This is a genomic window from Pseudomonas mandelii (assembly GCF_900106065.1).
Classification (GTDB): domain Bacteria; phylum Pseudomonadota; class Gammaproteobacteria; order Pseudomonadales; family Pseudomonadaceae; genus Aquipseudomonas; species Aquipseudomonas mandelii.
Map to the genome: position 1 here is coordinate 6,005,028 of NZ_LT629796.1, position 17,791 is coordinate 6,022,818.

General features: G+C 58.6%; 11 protein-coding genes. 7 read left to right on the forward strand and 4 right to left on the reverse strand.

Translation table 11 applies throughout. The annotated features are described in order from the left end of the window. Positions 1–236: 236 nt before the first annotated feature. From BLU63_RS27885 to BLU63_RS27910, 6 genes are all read left to right on the forward strand, one after another. Positions 237–1,427: a cation:proton antiporter gene (locus BLU63_RS27885; protein ID WP_010460127.1), complete on the forward strand. Its 1,191-nt coding sequence runs from the start codon at positions 237–239 to the stop codon at positions 1,425–1,427. Between the two features lie 208 nt (positions 1,428–1,635). Next, a complete protein-coding gene (locus BLU63_RS27890; RefSeq protein ID WP_371857840.1) occupies positions 1,636–2,718 on the forward strand; it encodes an efflux RND transporter periplasmic adaptor subunit in 1,083 nt (360 codons plus the stop codon). Beyond that, positions 2,715–5,924 (forward strand): efflux RND transporter permease subunit, encoded by a 3,210-nt coding sequence (locus BLU63_RS27895; RefSeq protein WP_010460123.1) that lies wholly within the window; start codon positions 2,715–2,717, stop codon positions 5,922–5,924. Before BLU63_RS27890 ends, BLU63_RS27895 begins: the two co-directional genes overlap by 4 nt. A 1-nt stretch (position 5,925) precedes the next feature. After that, positions 5,926–7,359, forward strand: a complete 1,434-nt coding sequence (locus tag BLU63_RS27900) for an efflux transporter outer membrane subunit (RefSeq protein WP_083376789.1) — start codon at positions 5,926–5,928, stop codon at positions 7,357–7,359. Positions 7,360–7,472: 113 nt separating this feature from the next. Further along, positions 7,473–8,813 carry a putrescine-ornithine antiporter gene (potE, locus tag BLU63_RS27905; RefSeq protein WP_083376790.1) on the forward strand — a complete coding sequence of 447 codons (1,341 nt, stop codon included), beginning with the start codon at positions 7,473–7,475 and terminating at the stop codon, positions 8,811–8,813. Positions 8,814–8,860: 47 nt separating this feature from the next. Beyond that, on the forward strand, positions 8,861–9,769 hold the full coding sequence (locus tag BLU63_RS27910) for an amino acid ABC transporter substrate-binding protein (protein ID WP_083376791.1): 909 nt from the start codon (positions 8,861–8,863) through the stop codon (positions 9,767–9,769). Between the two features lie 11 nt (positions 9,770–9,780). On the opposite strand, the gene BLU63_RS27915 is transcribed toward BLU63_RS27910, so the two are convergent. The 4 genes from BLU63_RS27915 to BLU63_RS27930 all read right to left on the reverse strand — a co-directional run bounded on the left by BLU63_RS27915 (position 9,781) and on the right by BLU63_RS27930 (position 16,121). Continuing rightward, complete coding sequence (locus tag BLU63_RS27915; protein ID WP_083376792.1) at positions 9,781–12,666, reverse strand: sensor domain-containing phosphodiesterase; 2,886 nt, start codon at positions 12,664–12,666, stop codon at positions 9,781–9,783. A 141-nt stretch (positions 12,667–12,807) separates the two neighbouring features. Beyond that, a complete protein-coding gene (ppk2, locus tag BLU63_RS27920) occupies positions 12,808–13,629 on the reverse strand; it encodes a polyphosphate kinase 2 (RefSeq protein WP_010460112.1) in 822 nt (273 codons plus the stop codon). A 220-nt stretch (positions 13,630–13,849) separates the two neighbouring features. Continuing rightward, complete coding sequence (locus tag BLU63_RS27925; protein WP_010460111.1) at positions 13,850–14,047, reverse strand: YbdD/YjiX family protein; 198 nt, start codon at positions 14,045–14,047, stop codon at positions 13,850–13,852. A gap of 16 nt (positions 14,048–14,063) precedes the next feature. Next, a complete protein-coding gene (locus BLU63_RS27930; protein ID WP_010460108.1) occupies positions 14,064–16,121 on the reverse strand; it encodes a carbon starvation CstA family protein in 2,058 nt (685 codons plus the stop codon). Between the two features lie 289 nt (positions 16,122–16,410). On the opposite strand from BLU63_RS27930, the gene BLU63_RS27935 reads away from it, so the two are divergent. Then, the gene (locus BLU63_RS27935; protein WP_083376793.1) at positions 16,411–17,778 is read left to right on the forward strand and encodes a cache domain-containing protein; all 1,368 of its coding nucleotides are present in this window, start codon (positions 16,411–16,413) and stop codon (positions 17,776–17,778) included. Positions 17,779–17,791: the final 13 nt, after the last annotated feature.

The following is a 17,791-nucleotide window of genomic DNA, read 5'->3' on the forward strand; positions in this document are numbered from 1 at the left end:
AATGGACGTACCGAGTGGCCCTGCCTTGATTTAAATCAGACGAATCGACAACGAACGAACTCATCCTGCGTTATCGCTTCTCCAGTCTCGACGATGTCAGGGCGCAGCTGGGTTTGAAGTCGGGCGAGCCGGTCAAACCCGAGCATGTGGACTAACCTGATGTTTTGATTTCAGCTGCGCCTCGTCCTGGCAATGACACCATTGCCTTTACATCAACCTGGATAAGCAGGTCTGCGATGTATCAGAACTTAGCTCTGCTTGCCGCCTTCCTCCTGACCTACAGCATATTTGCGGGGCGCTTCGAATCTCGCCTGCTCAACGGTCCACTCATGTTCATGCTTGCCGGCCTGATTCTTGGCCCTGCGTTCCTGGGAATTCTGCAACCCCGGATTGACAAGGATGGCCTCAGGATTCTGGCAGAGCTGACATTGGCCATTGTTCTCTTTAGCGATGCGGCCAATGCTGACCTCAAGGTTTTAAGGGCGCACGAAGGGTTGCCGTTGCGTTTATTGATGATAGGTCTGCCACTGACCATGCTCAGTGGCTGGCTGGTCGGTATCTGGCTGTTCCCGCAAGTACCGCCATTGGAACTGGCCATACTGGCGACCCTTCTGGCGCCCACCGACGCTGCGCTGGGGAAGGCGGTGGTGAGTAATCCCAAGGTGCCCGCCCCCGTGCGTGAAGGACTGAACGTAGAAAGCGGGCTGAATGACGGGATCTGTGTTCCAGTGCTGCTGATGTTCCTTGCACTGCTGGTCGAAGAGCAGACGCAGTCGCCGCTTTCACTCGCGGTAGAGTTGGTTATCGAGGAGCTGGGCATCGGTGCAATCAGTGGTGTGGCGCTTACGCTCATTGCCTGGCTGTTGCAGCGTTACGCCGCAAAACACCATTGGCAAGCCCCCATGTGGTCGCAACTGACGCTGCCGGGGCTCGCCATTTTGTGCTTTGCCACCGCGCAAACATTGGGCGGTAGCGGTTTTATCGGCGCGTTCGTCGGTGGGTTGCTCGCCAGCTTTTTGTTTACCGAACAAAAGCATCATCTGCTCGAAGCCAGTGAAGAATTCGCCAGCCTGCTGTCGGTCATCACGTGGGTCGTATTCGGCGCAATTGTGATCCCTTGGGCCTGGAACAATCTCACCCTGAACATCTGCCTGTATGCAGTGCTTAGTCTGACCGTGATTCGCATAGTGCCCGTGCTGATCAGCCTGACAGGAACCGGCTTTGATTTCGAAACCCGCCTGTTCATCGGCTGGTTCGGCCCACGCGGCCTGGCCAGCATCGTCTTCGCCGTCATGATATTGGACTACCCTCTAGAAACCAGTCGCACCTTGGTATCTGTCGCTGCCTGTACCGTTTTACTCAGCGTGCTGCTGCACGGCTTGAGCGCCAATCCATGGGTCTCGCGGCTGGCCGGTCGTATTCATTGATTATTGTCAGAAATGCCACGGTCTGCGGGTGTTAGCGTTTTACGAAAGCGTGGCTAAGCGTTTAGGGAGCGTGAGAATGGGCGCAAACATGATTGTTGTCAGGCAGCTCGTCGGTTTGCCTGTTGCCATTATGGTCGGGGTCTTGAGCCTGGTCGGTTGCGGCAAAGAGCCCGTGACCCTGGCTCGCCAAGCCCCCGATGTGACGGTCATGACGGTCACCGCCCGCGACACCCCGGTAACATTCGAATTCGTTGCCCAGACACAAAGTTCCCGCGAGGTTGAGATCCGCGCCCGGGTTGCCGGCTTCCTGGAGAAGCGGCTGTACACCGAAGGCGATTTGGTAAAAACCGGGCAAACGCTGTTCCAGATGGACCGTAAACCTTTTGAAGCGTCATTGCTGTCGGCGCAGGGCCAATTGGCTCAACAACAGGCACGCTGGGAAGTCGCCAAGGCTACGCTGGCCCGTGTCCGTCCCTTGGCGGCGCAGAATGCGGTCAGCAAGATGGATCTGGACAATGCTGTCGGTGATGAGCGTCAGACACGGGCTGCCGTGCTTGCCGCCGAGGGCACGGTTCGAACCGAACAGTTGAACCTCAGTTACACCACCATAGCCTCGCCCCTCACCGGCCTTTCAAGTTTTGCCAAAAAGCAGGAAGGCAGTTACGTCACGCCGGGTGAATCCGGGCTGCTGACCACCGTTTCACAGATGGACCCTATCTACGTCAACTTCAGTCTTTCGGAAAACGAGACGCTCAAGTTCCGCGACGAGATTGCTTCCGGTCACCTCATTTTTCCCCTGCGCAGTGAGTTCGTCGTAGAGGTCGTGCTGGCCGACGGCACCGTTGTCCCTGAGCGTGGCCGCTTGAATTTTGCAGCGCCTTCTTATAGCCAGGATACCGGGACCTTTCTGGTCCGGGCGGTGGTTGCCAACCCGACAGGCCTACTCAGACCCGGACAGTTCGTGCGGGTGCGGGCCATCGGGGCTTCCAGGCCGAACGCCATTACGGTGCCGCAGAAGGCCGTTCTGGAGGGAGCCAAAAGCCGTTTCGTCTGGGTGATCAATGCACAGGGCAAGCCCGAGCAACGGGTGGTCGAAGTGGGTGACTGGCATGGCAATGACTGGTTTATCACCCAAGGACTGCAAGCCGGTGAACGCATCGTGGTCGATGGTGCGATCAGAGTGACCCCCGGAGGGCCGCTGAATATCATCGCCCCCCCTCCCCCGGCAACCGAGACGACGGCAAAACCGACAGCCACCGCGTCGGTGCAAGACAGTGGGCGTCGCCCATGAGCATCTCTCACTATTGCATTGATCGTCCCATTTTTGCTTCCGTTATCTCGATCATCATCACCTTGGCGGGTGCAGTGGCGATGGTCAGTTTGCCGGTCGCCCAGTACCCGGATATCACACCGCCACAGATTACGGTGTCAGCCACCTACCCGGGCGCGGATGCCCAGGTCGTGGCCAATAATGTGGCAGCGCCTATCGAGCAGCAGGTCAACGGCGCCGACAACATGATCTACATGAACTCGTCGAGCTCAGCGACCGGCAACATGACCCTCAATGTGTTCTTCGAGATTGGCACCGACCCTTCCCTTGCCCAGGTAGACGTGCAGAACCGGGTCAACCTCGCCCTGCCGCAACTGCCCTCCGCGGTTCAGAGCCAGGGTATTCAGGTGCAGAAGAAATCTTCGGCCTTCATGATGGTCCTCGCCGTGTACTCCGCAGGTGATCGTTTTGACAGCACCTATGTGGCCAACTACGCCAACCTCTACATTCTGGATGCGATCAAGCGTATTCCGGGCGCCAACCAGGCCAGTATTTTCGGCACACCCGACTACGCCATGCGGATCTGGCTCAAGCCCGACCGGATGGCCCAGTTGGGCATCACTGCGGCAGACGTGCAAAAAGCCGTGTCCAATCAGAACCAGCAATTTGCTGTCGGTCGCGTTGGCCAGTCGCCCACCGGCCAGGCGGTAGAGCAGTCGTTTGCTGTGACCACCAAGGGACGTCTGACCGAGCCGGTAGAGTTCGAGAACATCATTCTGCGCGCCAGCAACGAAGGGGCGGCAATCGTTCGTCTCAAGGACATCGGCCGTGCCGAACTCGGACAAAAAGACTACTCGCTGCGTAGCACCTATCAGGGCCGTCCGGCAACGCTGATTGCGGTGTATCAACAACCGGGCGCCAACGCCCTCGACGTGTCTGCAGCGGTTACCAAGACCCTGGCAGACATGAAGACGACCTTCCCCGAGGGCATCGAATACAAGATCGTAATGGACACCACCGCGTTTACCCGCGCCTCGATTTCCGAGGTGATATACACCTTTTTCGAAGCGCTGGTGTTGGTGGTCATCGTGGTGTTCATCTTTCTGCAGAGTCTGCGTGCCACCCTGATCCCGGTGCTTGCGGTGCCGGTGTCGATCGTCGGCACCTTCATCGGGATGTCGGCATTGGGCTTTTCAGTGAACATGCTGACGCTGTTCGGGATGGTGTTGGCCATCGGTATTGTGGTCGACGACGCCATCGTGGTGATCGAGAACGTCGAACGCAACATGCACGTCCACAAGATGACGCCCAAGGACGCCGCGAAAAAAGCCATGGATGAAGTGGCAGGCCCGGTGGTGGCCATCGTGCTGGTGCTGTGCGCGGTGTTCATCCCGGTGGCCTTCATGGGCGGGATCACAGGCCAGCTCTACAAACAGTTCGCGATCACCATCGCCATCTCTGTGGTGATATCCGGTCTGGTGGCATTGACACTTTCGCCTGCCTTGGCGGCCCTGCTGCTCAAACCCCAACACGGCGAAAAAAATGCTTTTTTCCGCTGGTTCGAGCACAGCTTCGAACGCATGACCGAGGGCTACTCGCGCTCGGTGGCCTTCATGATCAAGCGCTTCGTGATGGCGTTGTTACTGTTCGCCGGCATGATCGCGTTGATTCTGCTCATGGCGCAGCGCATTCCCAGCGCCTTTTTGCCGCCGGAAGATCAGGGGTATCTGCTGGGGGCCGTGATCATGCCCGATGCCGCCAGTCTCGATCGCACCGGCGAGGTGGGCAAAGTAGCCAGTGACTTCTTCATGAACGACGAGGCCGTCGAGGGCGTTGCCATCGTTAATGGTTACAGCCTGCTCGACGGCCAGAACAAGAACAATGCCGGCGCCTTTTTTGTCGGGTTCAAGGATTTCGAGGAGCGCTACAAGGACTCGGACACAATCAAGGAACAAAGCGCCCCCGCCGTCATCCAGAAAGCAGTCCATGCTTTTGCCAACGTTCAAGGCGGGATCATTCTGCCGGTGAATCCGCCGTCCATTCCTGGCCTTGGCACCACCGGCGGCATGGAGGTATGGATTCAGAGCAAGGGGGATGCCGGCGTCAATCAACTGGCAGAAATGGTCGGCACGTTTGTCGCCAAAGCCAGGCAGCGCCCCGAACTCGGCGCCATCACCTCCACCTTCAACGTGTTTTCCCGGCAATTGCTGGTCGACGTAGACCGGGAAAAGGCAGAGTCGCTGGGTGTGCCGGTGGAAGAAGTCTATAGCACCATGCAGACCATGTTCGGCTCGCTCTATGTGTCGCAATTCAACAAATTCAGCCGGCTGTGGCAGGTGATCCTGCAGGCAGAACCAAGCTATCGCCTCAAGGCCGAGGACCTGCAACAGATCTACGTGCGCAACAAAAACCAGGAGATGGTGCCGCTCAAAGCCGTGCTGACCACCCGCTACGTCACCGGTCCCGACCTGCTGACCCGTTTCAATAACTTCCCCGCAGTCAAACTCACCGCCAACGCAGCCCCCGGTTACAGCTCCGGCCAGGCACTCAAGGCGCTGGAAGAAATAAGCGCTGAAATCATGACCAACGACTACGCCCTGGCCTTGAGTGGTGAAGCCTTCGAGGAGAAAAAAAGCGGCGGTGCCTCGTCCCGGGTGTTCATCTTCGGCCTGATCATGGTGTTCCTGATCCTGGCGGCTCAATACGAGAAATGGTCACTGCCTGTCGGGGTGCTGCTGGCGGTGCCCTTTGCATTGTTCGGTGCGCTGCTGGCTGTGCTGATCCGAGGGTTGAGTAATGACGTTTACTTCCAGATCGGCTTGACCATGCTGGTGGCCCTGGCCGCCAAGAACGCCATCCTGATTTTCGAGTTTGCGGTACTGAACCGCGAAAGCGGCATGTCTGCCTACGATGCCGCCATGACCGCCGCGAAGGAGCGCTTGCGCCCGATTGTGATGACATCCCTGGCATTTATTCTTGGCTGCGTCCCGCTGGCCATTGCCGTCGGTGCATCCGAAAACAGTCGCCACTCCATCGGCACCGGGGTCATTGGCGGGATGCTGGCGGCGACAGTCATCGCAATCTTCTTTATCCCGCTGTTTTACTACCTGGTCGAACGGTTGACCGAGAAAAAAGGCACGGTCAAGCAGACCACTCAACCACCGCCGTCTACGTCGACCGGGGAGATTCCCGGCGGCGCTGCGCAACACCGACATGAGGGGGATTGAGATGCGCACCTTTCATCTTCCCCTCGTGGTGTGCCTGGGCCTGACGGGCTGCATGCTAGGCCCGGATTACCAGCGTCCGACCACGGACACTCTGGCAACCTACCGTTATGCAGACCAGGAAGCCCATGACCTGTCCAATACGCTGTGGTGGGAACAGTTCAAGGATCCGGCGCTCAATGACCTGATTCGCACGGCGCTGGCGGAAAACAAAGACATCAAGATTGCCGCCGCCCGGGTCGAGGAATTCCAGGGCCGTTACGGAGTGGTGCGCTCGCAGATGTTTCCGCAAATCGGCGCCGGCGCGCAAGGCAGTCGGTCCAGGGCGCCACGCGACAACGGTCCGGTGCCTTTGGATGCCAACGTCGATCCGATTTACAACAACTACCAGGCCACCCTCAGTGTCAGCTGGGAGCTGGATATCTGGGGTCGTTTGCGGCGCCTCAATGAATCCGCACGCGCTGACCTGCTGGCCTCTGAAGAAGGTCGGCGCACAGTCATTCTGAGCCTGGTGTCGTCGGTGGCATCCAGCTACATCCTGCTTCGCGATCTCGACCGCGAACTGGAAATCGCCCGCACCACTGCCAAGGCCCGCGGCGACTCCTACGAGATTTTCAAACTGCGCTTTGGTGCCGGCACCATTTCCGAAATGGAACTGGCGCAAAACCTCTCCGAGTTCCAGCGCACCCAGGCCTCTGTATCGCAATTCGAGTCCCAGGTTGCACAGCAGGAAAACAACCTGGCCGTGCTGTTGGGACGCAACCCGGGCCCAATCCTGCGCGGACGTGACCTGGCCCAACTGACGCTACCGTTGGTGCCTGCCGGCTTGCCTTCGGACTTATTGGAACGACGCCCCGATCTGCGTCAGGCCGAGCTGGATCTGATTTCCGCCAATGCCCGCATCGGTGCCGCCAAGGCGCTGTATTTCCCGACGATCTCCCTGACCGGGCTACTGGGCTCAGTCAGTGATCAACTCTCGAATTTGTTCACCGGGCCGGCCGCCACCTGGTCCTATGGTGTCGCCGCGAGCATGCCGATTTTCACCGCGGGTGGCATTGCCGGTGAAGTCCAGCAAGCCGAGGCGTTCCAGCAACAAACCTTGCTGGCCTACCAAAAGACCATTCAGTCGGCTTTCAGGGATGTTGAAAACGCACTGGTGGCAGCGAGCAAATCCCGCGAGCAGATGGTGTCCCAGGCCAATCAGGTCGAGGCGTTGCGTACTTACACCCGGTTTGCGCGCCTGCGCTACGACAACGGATACACCAGCTACATAGAAGTACTGGATGCCGAACGCAGCTTGTTCGACGCCGAGTTGAATTACACCCGGACCCGGGGTTCGGTGTTCAGCGCCATGGTCGATGTTTACAAGGCCACTGGCGGAGGCTGGGTTACCGAAGCGGACAAGCTGACCGTCACTGCCAGCGAAAAGCCACCCTGATTAGCGCTAGACAGATGGGGTCAAACAAACACCAAGATTAAGCCCTTGCCCGACGACAAGTATCCAAGCGTCGGGCACAGGGTCAATGCGTCGAGCAGATCCAGGAGTTTCCGATGGCCGACTCAAGCAAGAAAATGAGCCTCATGGGGCTCACCACACTGGTCACGGTGAACATGATGGGCTCAGGCATCATCATGTTGCCGACAAGCATGGCGCAACTCGGGGCTGTTTCATTGTTGTCATGGATCGTCACGGCCATTGGCTCAATGTCCATCGCCTACTGCTTTTCCCAGTGCGGTATTTTCTGCCCGCGTCCAGGAGGGTTGTCTGCCTACACCGAAGAGGCACACGCCAAATCTGGGTTTTTCCTCTGTTCGTACCTGTACTTCCTTTCGCTGGCCATCGCCAACGTGGCCGTCGCCATCTCCGCGGTGGGGTACATGACATCGTTCCTGCCGTGGCTGGGAAGTGGCGCCATTCCATTGTTCATCGGAACGGTCGGCTTGCTCTGGTTGACCACCGTGGCCAACTTTGGCGGCCCCGGCATCACCGGCAAGATCGGTGCGATCACCGTGTGGGGTGTCATCATCCCGGTGGCCGGCTTGTGCATCATCGGTTGGTTCTGGTTCAAGCCTGACGTGCTGGCTGCCGCATGGAACCCGAACGAACTGCCCATCTCCGAAGCCATCAGCAAAGCGATCCCCCTGACGCTGTGGGCCTTCCTCGGCATGGAGTCGGCGGCTCAGGCTTCCGATGCCGTGGAAGATCCCAAGCGCACGGTGCCGCTGGCTTGCCTGTTCGGCACGCTCGGTGCAGCAGTGGTTTACGTGCTGTCGACGTCCGTTATTCAGGGCATCATACCCAATGCCGAACTGGCCAACTCATCGGCCCCTTTCGCGCTCGTCTATGCACACATGTTCAACCCGACAGTCGGCAATATCATCATGGCCCTGGCAGTATTGGCTTGTGTCGGTTCGCTGCTGGGTTGGCAGTTCACCCTGGCGCAAACGGCCAAGATGACGGCTGACCAAGGCATGTTTCCCAAACTGTTCAGCAAGGTCAGCGCGCTGAACGCGCCCATTGTCGGCATGCTTGTCTGCGGTGTGTTGCAGACCTTGATGGCGCTGTCGACCATATCGCCCAACGCCAGCGCTCAGTTTGCAAAACTCGTCAGCCTGGCGGCAGTGACCAACCTGATTCCCTATGTGACGGCGGCCACCGGCCTGCTGGTCATGATGTACAAAGCCAAAGTCAGCGCAGGCGTATACACCCGCAATACGGCGCTGTTACTGATTGCCGTGGCTTACTCCTTGTACGCTTTGTATGCCTGCGGCAAAGAAGCCGTGTTCGGCGGCGCCCTTGTCCTGGCGTTCGGCTACCTGCTTTACGGCTTCCTCTCCAAACGTTTTGTCGAGCCATCTGCACCGCCTCAGACTCAGGCCAACATCCCTTGACCGTCGTCTTCAGGACTGCCAGCCATCTGAATTCGGGGAACCAGGATATGAACGTTAAATTGTCCAAAGCCAACAACCTGCTGCTCGTCTGCCTGCTCACGCTGATGCCGGTATTGGCGGGTGCCGATACGCTTGAGCGCGTGCGGACGACTCAATCCTTCACCCTCGGCTACTTGCCGAACTTCCCCCCTTTTAGCGCCCAGGCAAGCGATATACCGAGCGGTTATGCGATCGATCTGTGCCTGAAGATCGCCGACAAGGTCAAGACCGAATTGGCTCTGCCTGGTTTGCAAATACGCTACCTGTCGGTCTCACCCACCGACGAGATAAATGCCGTCAGCTCGGGGAAAATCGACATTCTCTGTACACCGACCGCCCCCACTCTGGAGCGGCGCAAGAGGGTGAGCTACTCAGTACCGGTCTACACGGCTGGCCTTTCGGTAGTGGTGCGTCAGGATGCACCGCAGCCGTTGCTCAATGCGCTTGCTGGCAAGGTGGCTAACACCGGACCAACGTGGCGAGCGACGATCAACCATGGGTTGTCCAACCAGACCTATGCCGCCATTGCAGGCGGAGTCACCGAGACATGGATCCGTGAGCGGATGCGATTACTCGGGGTCGTGGCCACGCTTGTCACTGTCGAAAATACCGCGGCAGGCCTCAAGCAGGTCGCCGAAGGAAAGGCCGATGCCTTCTTCGCCGAACGCATGGTGCTGAAAAATCTTCTCGCCACGGATAAGTCTGCAAGCAATCTGGTTTTGCTCGACCGAATTTTCGAGTACGCACCGACTGCAATGGCAGTGGATCGAAACGATGAAGACTTCCGTTTGCTGGTCGATACCGCGCTAAGTGACATGTACCGCTCGGGCGAGATTGAGCAGGCATTCGACAAATACCTGGGGGGCGCCGACGACACGGCTAAAAAGCTGTTCAAGGTCTATGCATTGCCGCAATAACACACCCCGTTTTAGCGAGAGACAAGTAACGTATCCAGCAACGCCTGCAACCCCATGGGCTTGGCAAAATAGTAACCCTGAGCCTGCCCTGCCCCCATTTCGCGCAGCAAGATCAGCGTCGCTTCATCCTCGACACCTTCGGCCACCACGCTCAGGTCCAGCGATTCGGCCATCCGCACAATTGCCCGCACGATCGCCCGACTGCGGGCGCTGGTGGTCAGTTCAAGGATGAAAGACTTGTCGATCTTCAAGCCGCTGAAACGGTATTGATGCACGTAGCTCAGGGATGAAAATCCTGCACCGAAGTCATCGAGCACCACCGACATGCCATTGTCGGCCAATTGCTGCATGTTCTGCCGGGCAATAGCCGGCTCGGCCACCAGGGCACCTTCGGTCAATTCCAGGCAGATCCGCGACGGCGCGACCCGGTGCTGCGCCAACAGGGCAAGCACATCACTGGCAAAGTCCGGGCGCGTCATGCTGTAGCTGGAGCAATTCACGTGCACCGGCGGCCAATTGGCGTGTTGAGGGAGTGCGAGGATTACTGCAACGCTGGTGAGCATGTACAGGTCCAGTCGACCGATCAGGCGCAACCCTTCGACGTTCGGCAAAAACTCCCCTGGTGCGATCACTCGGCCGCCCGGCTGATGCCAGCGGATCAGCGCTTCAAGGGCCAGGAGTTCACCCGTTTCAACGCTGACAATCGGCTGGAAATACGGCAGCAGTTCGTCGGTGCGTTTCAGCGCATTGCGCAAGGCCCCTTCGCGCTCCATCTGGTCCGAGACTTCTCGGCGCACTTCCTGATTGAACACCGCGTAGCTGTCGCGACCGGCACTCTTGACCCGGTACATCGCCGCATCGGCATCGCGCAGCAAGTCGGCCGGTTCGTGATGGAACTGATTGTCGGCGCTGACAATACCGATACTGCAGGATGAAAAAACCTCATGGCCATTGATAAAAAACGGCAGGTCAAACGCCACCAGGATCCGTTCGGCGATTTCGATCACCACGTCCATCGGCGCGTCGGGAGCGAGCACCGAAAATTCATCGCCCCCCAGTCGTGCGAGCATGTCGGTGTCACGCAGGCAACTGCGCAAACGGTGGGCGGCCTGCCTCAACAGCAGATCGCCAAAATGGTGGCCGAGGCTGTCGTTGACCATTTTGAAACGATCAAGGTCGATGAACATCACCGCCAGGTGCCCGCCTTCGCTGCCGAATCGCAACCAGGCCTGATTGAGGTGCTGTTGCAGGTAGGTTCGGTTCGGCAGCCCGGTCAGCGCATCGTGGGAGTTTTCGTGTTGCAGCTTGGCATTGGCGTGATCGAGTTCTCGGGTGCGGCTCTGCACCCGGGCTTCGAGCTTGAGGTTGGCGGAATGGATGGCTTCGGCGGCCGTGCGTCGCGACAACGCGGTGTCGATGTGCCGCGACACAAACGTCAGCAGTTCCTGATCACGCAGGGTATACCGCACTTGCGAGGTATAGCTTTGTACCGCCAGTACACCACGCACCACATCGCCATCGAACAAGGGAATGCCCAGCCAGGAGTAGGACCGGTAACACTCTTCGGCAATTTCGATTTCACCGTGCACATGCAATCGTTCAGCCTCGTCGGCGTCAATCAAGCAAGGTCGACGCTGACGAATAACGTACTCAGTCAGGCCCCGGCGTCCACGCCGTGCCGACGGACAAGTTGTCTGCCGATCATCAACGTAATACGGAAAAGTCACTTCAGTGGTCGTGTCGTCGAACAGTGCAATGTAGAAGTTCTGCGCGAACAGCAGATCACCGACGATGCCATGCAATGTTTGAAACAGTTCAGCCATATCGCCAGGCTGGCTTGACAGTTCAGCAATCTGGAACAGCGCGCTCTGCAGATGTTCGGCGCGCTCACGTTCTGCCACTTCCTGCCTCAAGGCGTCGTTGAGTGCCGAAAGCTCCAGGGTGCGACGCATGACGATCCCTTCGAGATTCTCGCGGTGCAGGATTCGGTCCAGCGCCATGGCCACGTGGCGGACCACCACCAGAAACAATGCGCGGTCTTCAGCGCTGTAGGTACGGGAAACGTCGTAGACCTGCATGGCCAGCATGCCAAACACGTCATCCGAAGCATTTTTCAACGGCGCGCCCATCCAGAACTCGGGACGATCCCCCACGCAGTAGAAGCGGCCCTCGGCCTGAGCCGCGCGAATGCCGGCGGCGTCGATCAGCAACGGCTGGCCGGTGGTCAACACCTGGCCGGTCAACGACAGGTGTGAAACATCAAGGTACTCGTAGTGTTCGGCCTCCACGGCATCAACGTCGATGATGTCGACGTAATACGGATAGTCAATCTTGCCGGTGTGCGGGTCATACAGTGCGAGATAGAAGTTCTCGGCGTCGATCAGGCTGGCGAGTAGCCGGTGAACCCCCACCAGAAATACAAACCGGTCGCGGGTCGAACTCGCGAGGTAGGTAATTTCATACAGCACCCGCTGAGTAATTTGCGCTCGGGCAAGGGTATCGGTCTGTACCTGCATGCCCAGGCGCTGGGCAAATTCAGCGAGCGCCGGTTCCGCAGCATCCTTGATGGGCGCGAGCAGCCATCCCAATACACTTTCGCCTCGACCGGTCGGCCATCGGTGCAAGTGCCGGGCCTGGCAAAAGGTCTCAAATTCTTCACTCGCCACACTGGACGGCCACTTCGCCTGCGGGTCGCCCTGCCCGACCAGGTGCATGTGTTCGCCGGCACGGTACACCACCCATGCGGTGGTGTGTGCCCAGTGGCGAGCCGAAGTCAGCAATTGTTCAACCGTTTCTTCATGGCCCTTGCAGGCTATGCCGACAGCATCCGGCCGACTCTTCGGTAGCGTGGCGACAACGGATTGCTGCGGGGAGTCGGACAATGGACAAAAACTCATCAGCGCTCCCTGTGCCAAAACTGGCGATATCCACTTTTTAGTTGCTAGCAATACGCCAGTGTTCTTCCCGTTTAAAGCTTATGTACCTTTTTATCAATAGTTTTATTCGCTTTAGTACCCATGAAAGATTTGACGACGCACTCAGAACTTTTCGGGAATGCGTTTTAGTGGGTAATCCGGTTCGTGATAACCGCCTGGCCGCTGACGCTTGGGCAACTTCACTTTCTCGCGCGGCACCTCTTCATAAGGAATGCGGCTGAGCAAATCGGTGATGATGTTCAGGCGAGCCCGTCGTTTGTCGTTCGAGTTGGCTACCAGCCAGGGAGCATGTCCGGTATCCGTCGCCTTGAACATGTCATCACGTGCACGCGAGTAGTCATACCAGCGGCTGTACGACTTCAGGTCCATTGGGGTGAGCTTCCAGATTTTGCGGCCGTCCTCAATCCGCGCTTCAAGCCGTCGGGTCTGTTCCTGCGGGCTGACTTCCAGCCAATACTTGAACAGCATGATGCCCGAGTCGACGATTGCCCGCTCGACCAAGGGGACAGCCCTCAGGAAACTGACCGCCTGCTCTTTGGTGCAAAACCCCATCACGCGCTCGACGCCCGCACGGTTGTACCAGCTGCGATCAAAGATCACCACTTCGCCAGCCGCAGGCAAATGTGGCAGGTAACGCTGCACATACATCTGGCTTTTTTCGCGATCGGTCGGGGCAGGTAACGCCACAACGCGAAAGATCCGTGGGCTCACGCGCTCGGTCAGCGCCTTGATGGTGCCGCCCTTGCCCGCCCCGTCGCGGCCCTCGAAGACAATGCAGATCTTGATGCCCTCATGCCGCACCCATTCCTGCAACTTCACTATTTCGACATGCAGTCGGCGCAGTTCACTCAGGTAGTCCTTGTTGGACATCTTCGCGATGTCGACGGAATGACGTTTCTTGGTGGATTTCTTGTCCTTTGCCATGAACAACACCTCGCAGTCGATTGGCTCGCTGAGTTTAGTCCATGGTTGAAGATTTACCGGCGCCGAGGACGCCGTCGAGGATTTAAAAGACAACACAAAACAAAAGTGGGAGCGGGCTTGCTCGCGAAGAGGTCGTGTCAGTCAACATCAGTGTTGAATGACACACCGCTTTCGCGAACAAGCCCGCTCCCACGGGGATTGCATCAAGCCGCCAGTTACCTCAACAACATTTAGGCCCGGCCTTGCTCCCGTAACGCGCTTCCTGGCGTTCCCGGAAGAACACTTCGTAGCTCATCACCGGCTTGTCCGGGTGTTTGCCCTGCATGTGTTCGACGTAGGTGTCGTAGTCCGGCATGCCCACCATCAAGCGCGCGGCCTGACCGAGGTATTTACCGAGGCGACTCAGGTCATTGAACATTTGGGGCCCTCCTCCCTCACGCTTGCGGCAGCGCCTGGTATGGGGCTTCTTTATCCGTACGTTCCTTGCTGCCCCAGGCCGCAATGCCGACCTTGAGCGCAAAGAACAGGATGCTGAAGACCACCAGCAGGAACAGCGCGGTCAGCGTTGCGTTGGTGTAGGCGTTGTAGATCACGTGGTGCATCTGGTCGATGCTCTTCGCCGGGGCGAGGATCTGGCCGTTGGCCAGCGCATCGCTGTACTTCTTGGCCAGGGCCAGGAAACCGATCGCCGGGTTGGCATCGAACAGCTTGATGAAGCCTGCGGTGGTGGTGCAGATCAGCAGCCACACGGCTGGCAACATGGTCACCCAGACGTAACGCTGACGTTTCATTTTGATCAGCACAACGGTCGCCAACATCAGCGCGATACCGGCCAGCATCTGGTTGGAGATACCAAACAGCGGCCACAAGGTGTTGATGCCGCCCAGAGGGTCGATCACGCCTTGGTACAGCAGATAACCCCACATCGCTACGCAACCAGCGGTCGCGATCAGGTTGGCGGTCCAGGATTCAGTGCGCTTCAGCGACGGTACGAACGAACCGAGCAAATCCTGCAACATGAAACGCCCGGCACGGGTGCCCGCATCGACGGCTGTCAGGATGAACAACGCTTCAAACAGGATCGCGAAGTGGTACCAGAACGCCATGGTGTTTTCACCTGGCAGAACGTGATGCAGGATCTGCGCGATACCGACCGCCAGGGTCGGCGCACCGCCGGCACGGGCCAGGATCGTGGTTTCACCGATGTCCTTGGCCACCGCTTGCAGCGCTTCCGGAGTAATTGCAAAACCCCAGCTGCTGACGGTCTGAGCAACCGAAACAGCATCAGAGCCAACCAGCGCCGCCGGGCTGTTCATGGCGAAGTACACGCCCGGTTCGATCACCGAAGCCGCGACCATCGCCATGATGGCGACGAAGGATTCCATCAGCATGCCGCCGTAACCGATGTAACGGGCATGACCTTCGCTGGCCAACAGTTTCGGCGTGGTGCCGGAGGCAATCAGTGCATGGAAACCCGAGACCGCGCCGCAGGCGATAGTGATGAACAGGAACGGGAACAACCCGCCTTTCCACACCGGGCCAGTGCCGTCGATGAACTGGGTCAGTGCCGGCATTTTCAGGTCGGGCATGGTGATCAGAATGCCGATCGCCAAGGCGACGATGGTGCCGATCTTCAGGAAAGTCGACAGGTAATCACGCGGGGCCAGAATCAGCCACACCGGCAATACCGCGGCGACAAAACCGTAGCCGATCAACATCCAGGTGATCTGAATGCCAGTAAACGTAAACGCTTTGGCCCAGACCGGATCAGCAGCAATCTGCCCACCGAGCCAGATCGAACCGAGCAGCAACAGCACACCAATGATGGAGATTTCACCAATGCGACCCGGGCGGATGTAGCGCATGTAGATGCCCATGAACATCGCGATCGGGATGGTCGCCATCACCGTGAAAATCCCCCACGGGCTCTCGGCCAAGGCTTTCACGACGATCAATGCCAGCACCGCAAGGATGATGATCATGATCAGGAAGCAGCCGAACAGCGCAATGGTCCCGGGGATGCGGCCCATTTCTTCCCGGACCATATCGCCCAGGGAACGGCCGTTGCGGCGGGTGGACATGAACAGGACCATGAAGTCCTGAACCGCACCGGCCAGCACCACGCCGGCAATCAGCCAAAGCGTACCGGGCAGATAGCCCATCTGCGCCGCCAAAACGGGACCGACCAGCGGACCTGCGCCGGCGATGGCCGCGAAGTGATGACCAAAAAGTACGTGTTTGTTGGTCGGCACGTAGTCCAGGCCATCATTGTTGATGACGGCGGGCGTGGCACGATTGGGGTCGAGTTGCATCACCTTGGTGGCGATGAACAGGCTGTAGTAGCGGTAGGCAACGAGGTAGATAGCGACTGCTGCGACTACGATCCACAGGGCGTTGATCGCTTCGCCGCGGCGCAAGGCCACGACACTTAGCGCAAACGCTCCCAGAACAGCCACGGCAAACCAGGCGAGGTGTTTAGCCATACGGGGCATAGCGTGTCTCCTGCCGACAGCCAGTGGACTGCGGCGGTAATTTTTTATAATTGTGTCCGCGGTGCGGAGCTGGCCCAATATCCCCGCATGCCGTCCACAAATAAATCCGCGTTACTACGTACATGGCGCCTACGTAGTTCTACGTAGATGCGCTCCTACAAGGGTTTTGCATTTCACCTGACAGACATCCCCGCCGCAGGTCATTCCGTCCAGCACCGCTACTGGACGCGCGTATCTTTGGCATATGATGCCGGGCCATCGCCTTCCCTCGGTCCGGTCAGGAGCCAAGATGCAGCTCAAACACAAAATCGTCGCGCTCGGGATTCTGCCGCTGGTGTTGGCGATCGCGGTGATCTGCGCGCTGGTGATTTCCCTCAATCGCCAACTCGGCGATCAACAGGCGCAGCTGATTGAAGACAGCATTCTGGCGAGCAAACGCGCCGAGCTTAAAAACTACGTGGAAATGGCCCAGAGCCTGATCGCGCCGCTCTACGACGACGGGCACGGTGACGAGCACGCCCAGCAACAGGTGCTGGAAGAACTGCGCAAACTCAGTTTTGGCATCAACGGCTACTTCTTCGTCTACGACCGTGAGGGTCGCAGCCTGATGCACGCGCGCCAGTCGGAACTGGTGGGCAAATACCTGTGGGACATGAAAGATCCCCAAGGTTTGCCGGTGATTCAGGCACTGCTCAAAAGTGCGCAATCCGGCGAAGGTTTTCAGCGCTACGCCTGGAACAAGCCTTCCTCCGGTCAGGTCACCGACAAACTCGCGTATGTAGTGATGCTGGACCGTTGGGGCTGGATGCTCGGTACCGGCATCTACCTTGAAGACGTTGAGCGCGCCACCCAGCAGGCGCGTGACGAAGTGGCCCAAGGCATCCGAAAAACCATGCTGGCGATTGCCGCGGTGGCCCTCGTGGCCGTGCTGTTTGTCTTCGCCAGCGGCATGACGCTCAACGTCAGCGAGCATCGCCTGGCGGACAAAAAGCTCCAGCGCCTGACCCAGCGGATCGTCAGCCTCCAGGAGGAAGAGCGCTCACGGGTTTCCCGAGAGCTGCACGACGGCATCAGCCAGGTGCTCGTCTCCATAAAATTCCAGTTCGAACTGGCCAGCCTGCTGCTGGAGAATGGCCAGGCCAACGACAAGGGTTTGAATACGCTGAAAGATGCCACGGAGCGCCTTGGCGACGCGATTGGCGAGGTTCGCAGCCTCTCTCACGATCTGCGCTCGTCATTGCTCGACACGCTGGGCCTGCCGGCGGCGATCGGCCAGCTCGCCGCCGAATTCGAGCAGCGCAGCGGTCTCACCGTGACTTACGACGATAATGAATTTGATTGTGACCTGGTCGACGGCGCGGCGGTTTCGCTGTTCCGGATTGTGCAGGAAGGCCTGACCAACATCGAACGCCACGCACAGGCTAAAAACGTTTCGATTACCCTGCATGGGTCACAGGAATCCGTGCGGTTGACGGTGGTCGACGACGGTGTCGGTTTTAATGTCGCCCAGGTCGAACGTCGCCACGCGGGCATCGGCCTGCGTAATATCCGTGAGCGTGTCGAACATTTTGGCGGGCGGTTCGACCTGATATCGATGCCTGGAAGAAGTGAGCTGGACGTGCTGCTGCCGATGAAAATGCCCGGTGCGAAACGCTGACCCACCCCCTTAC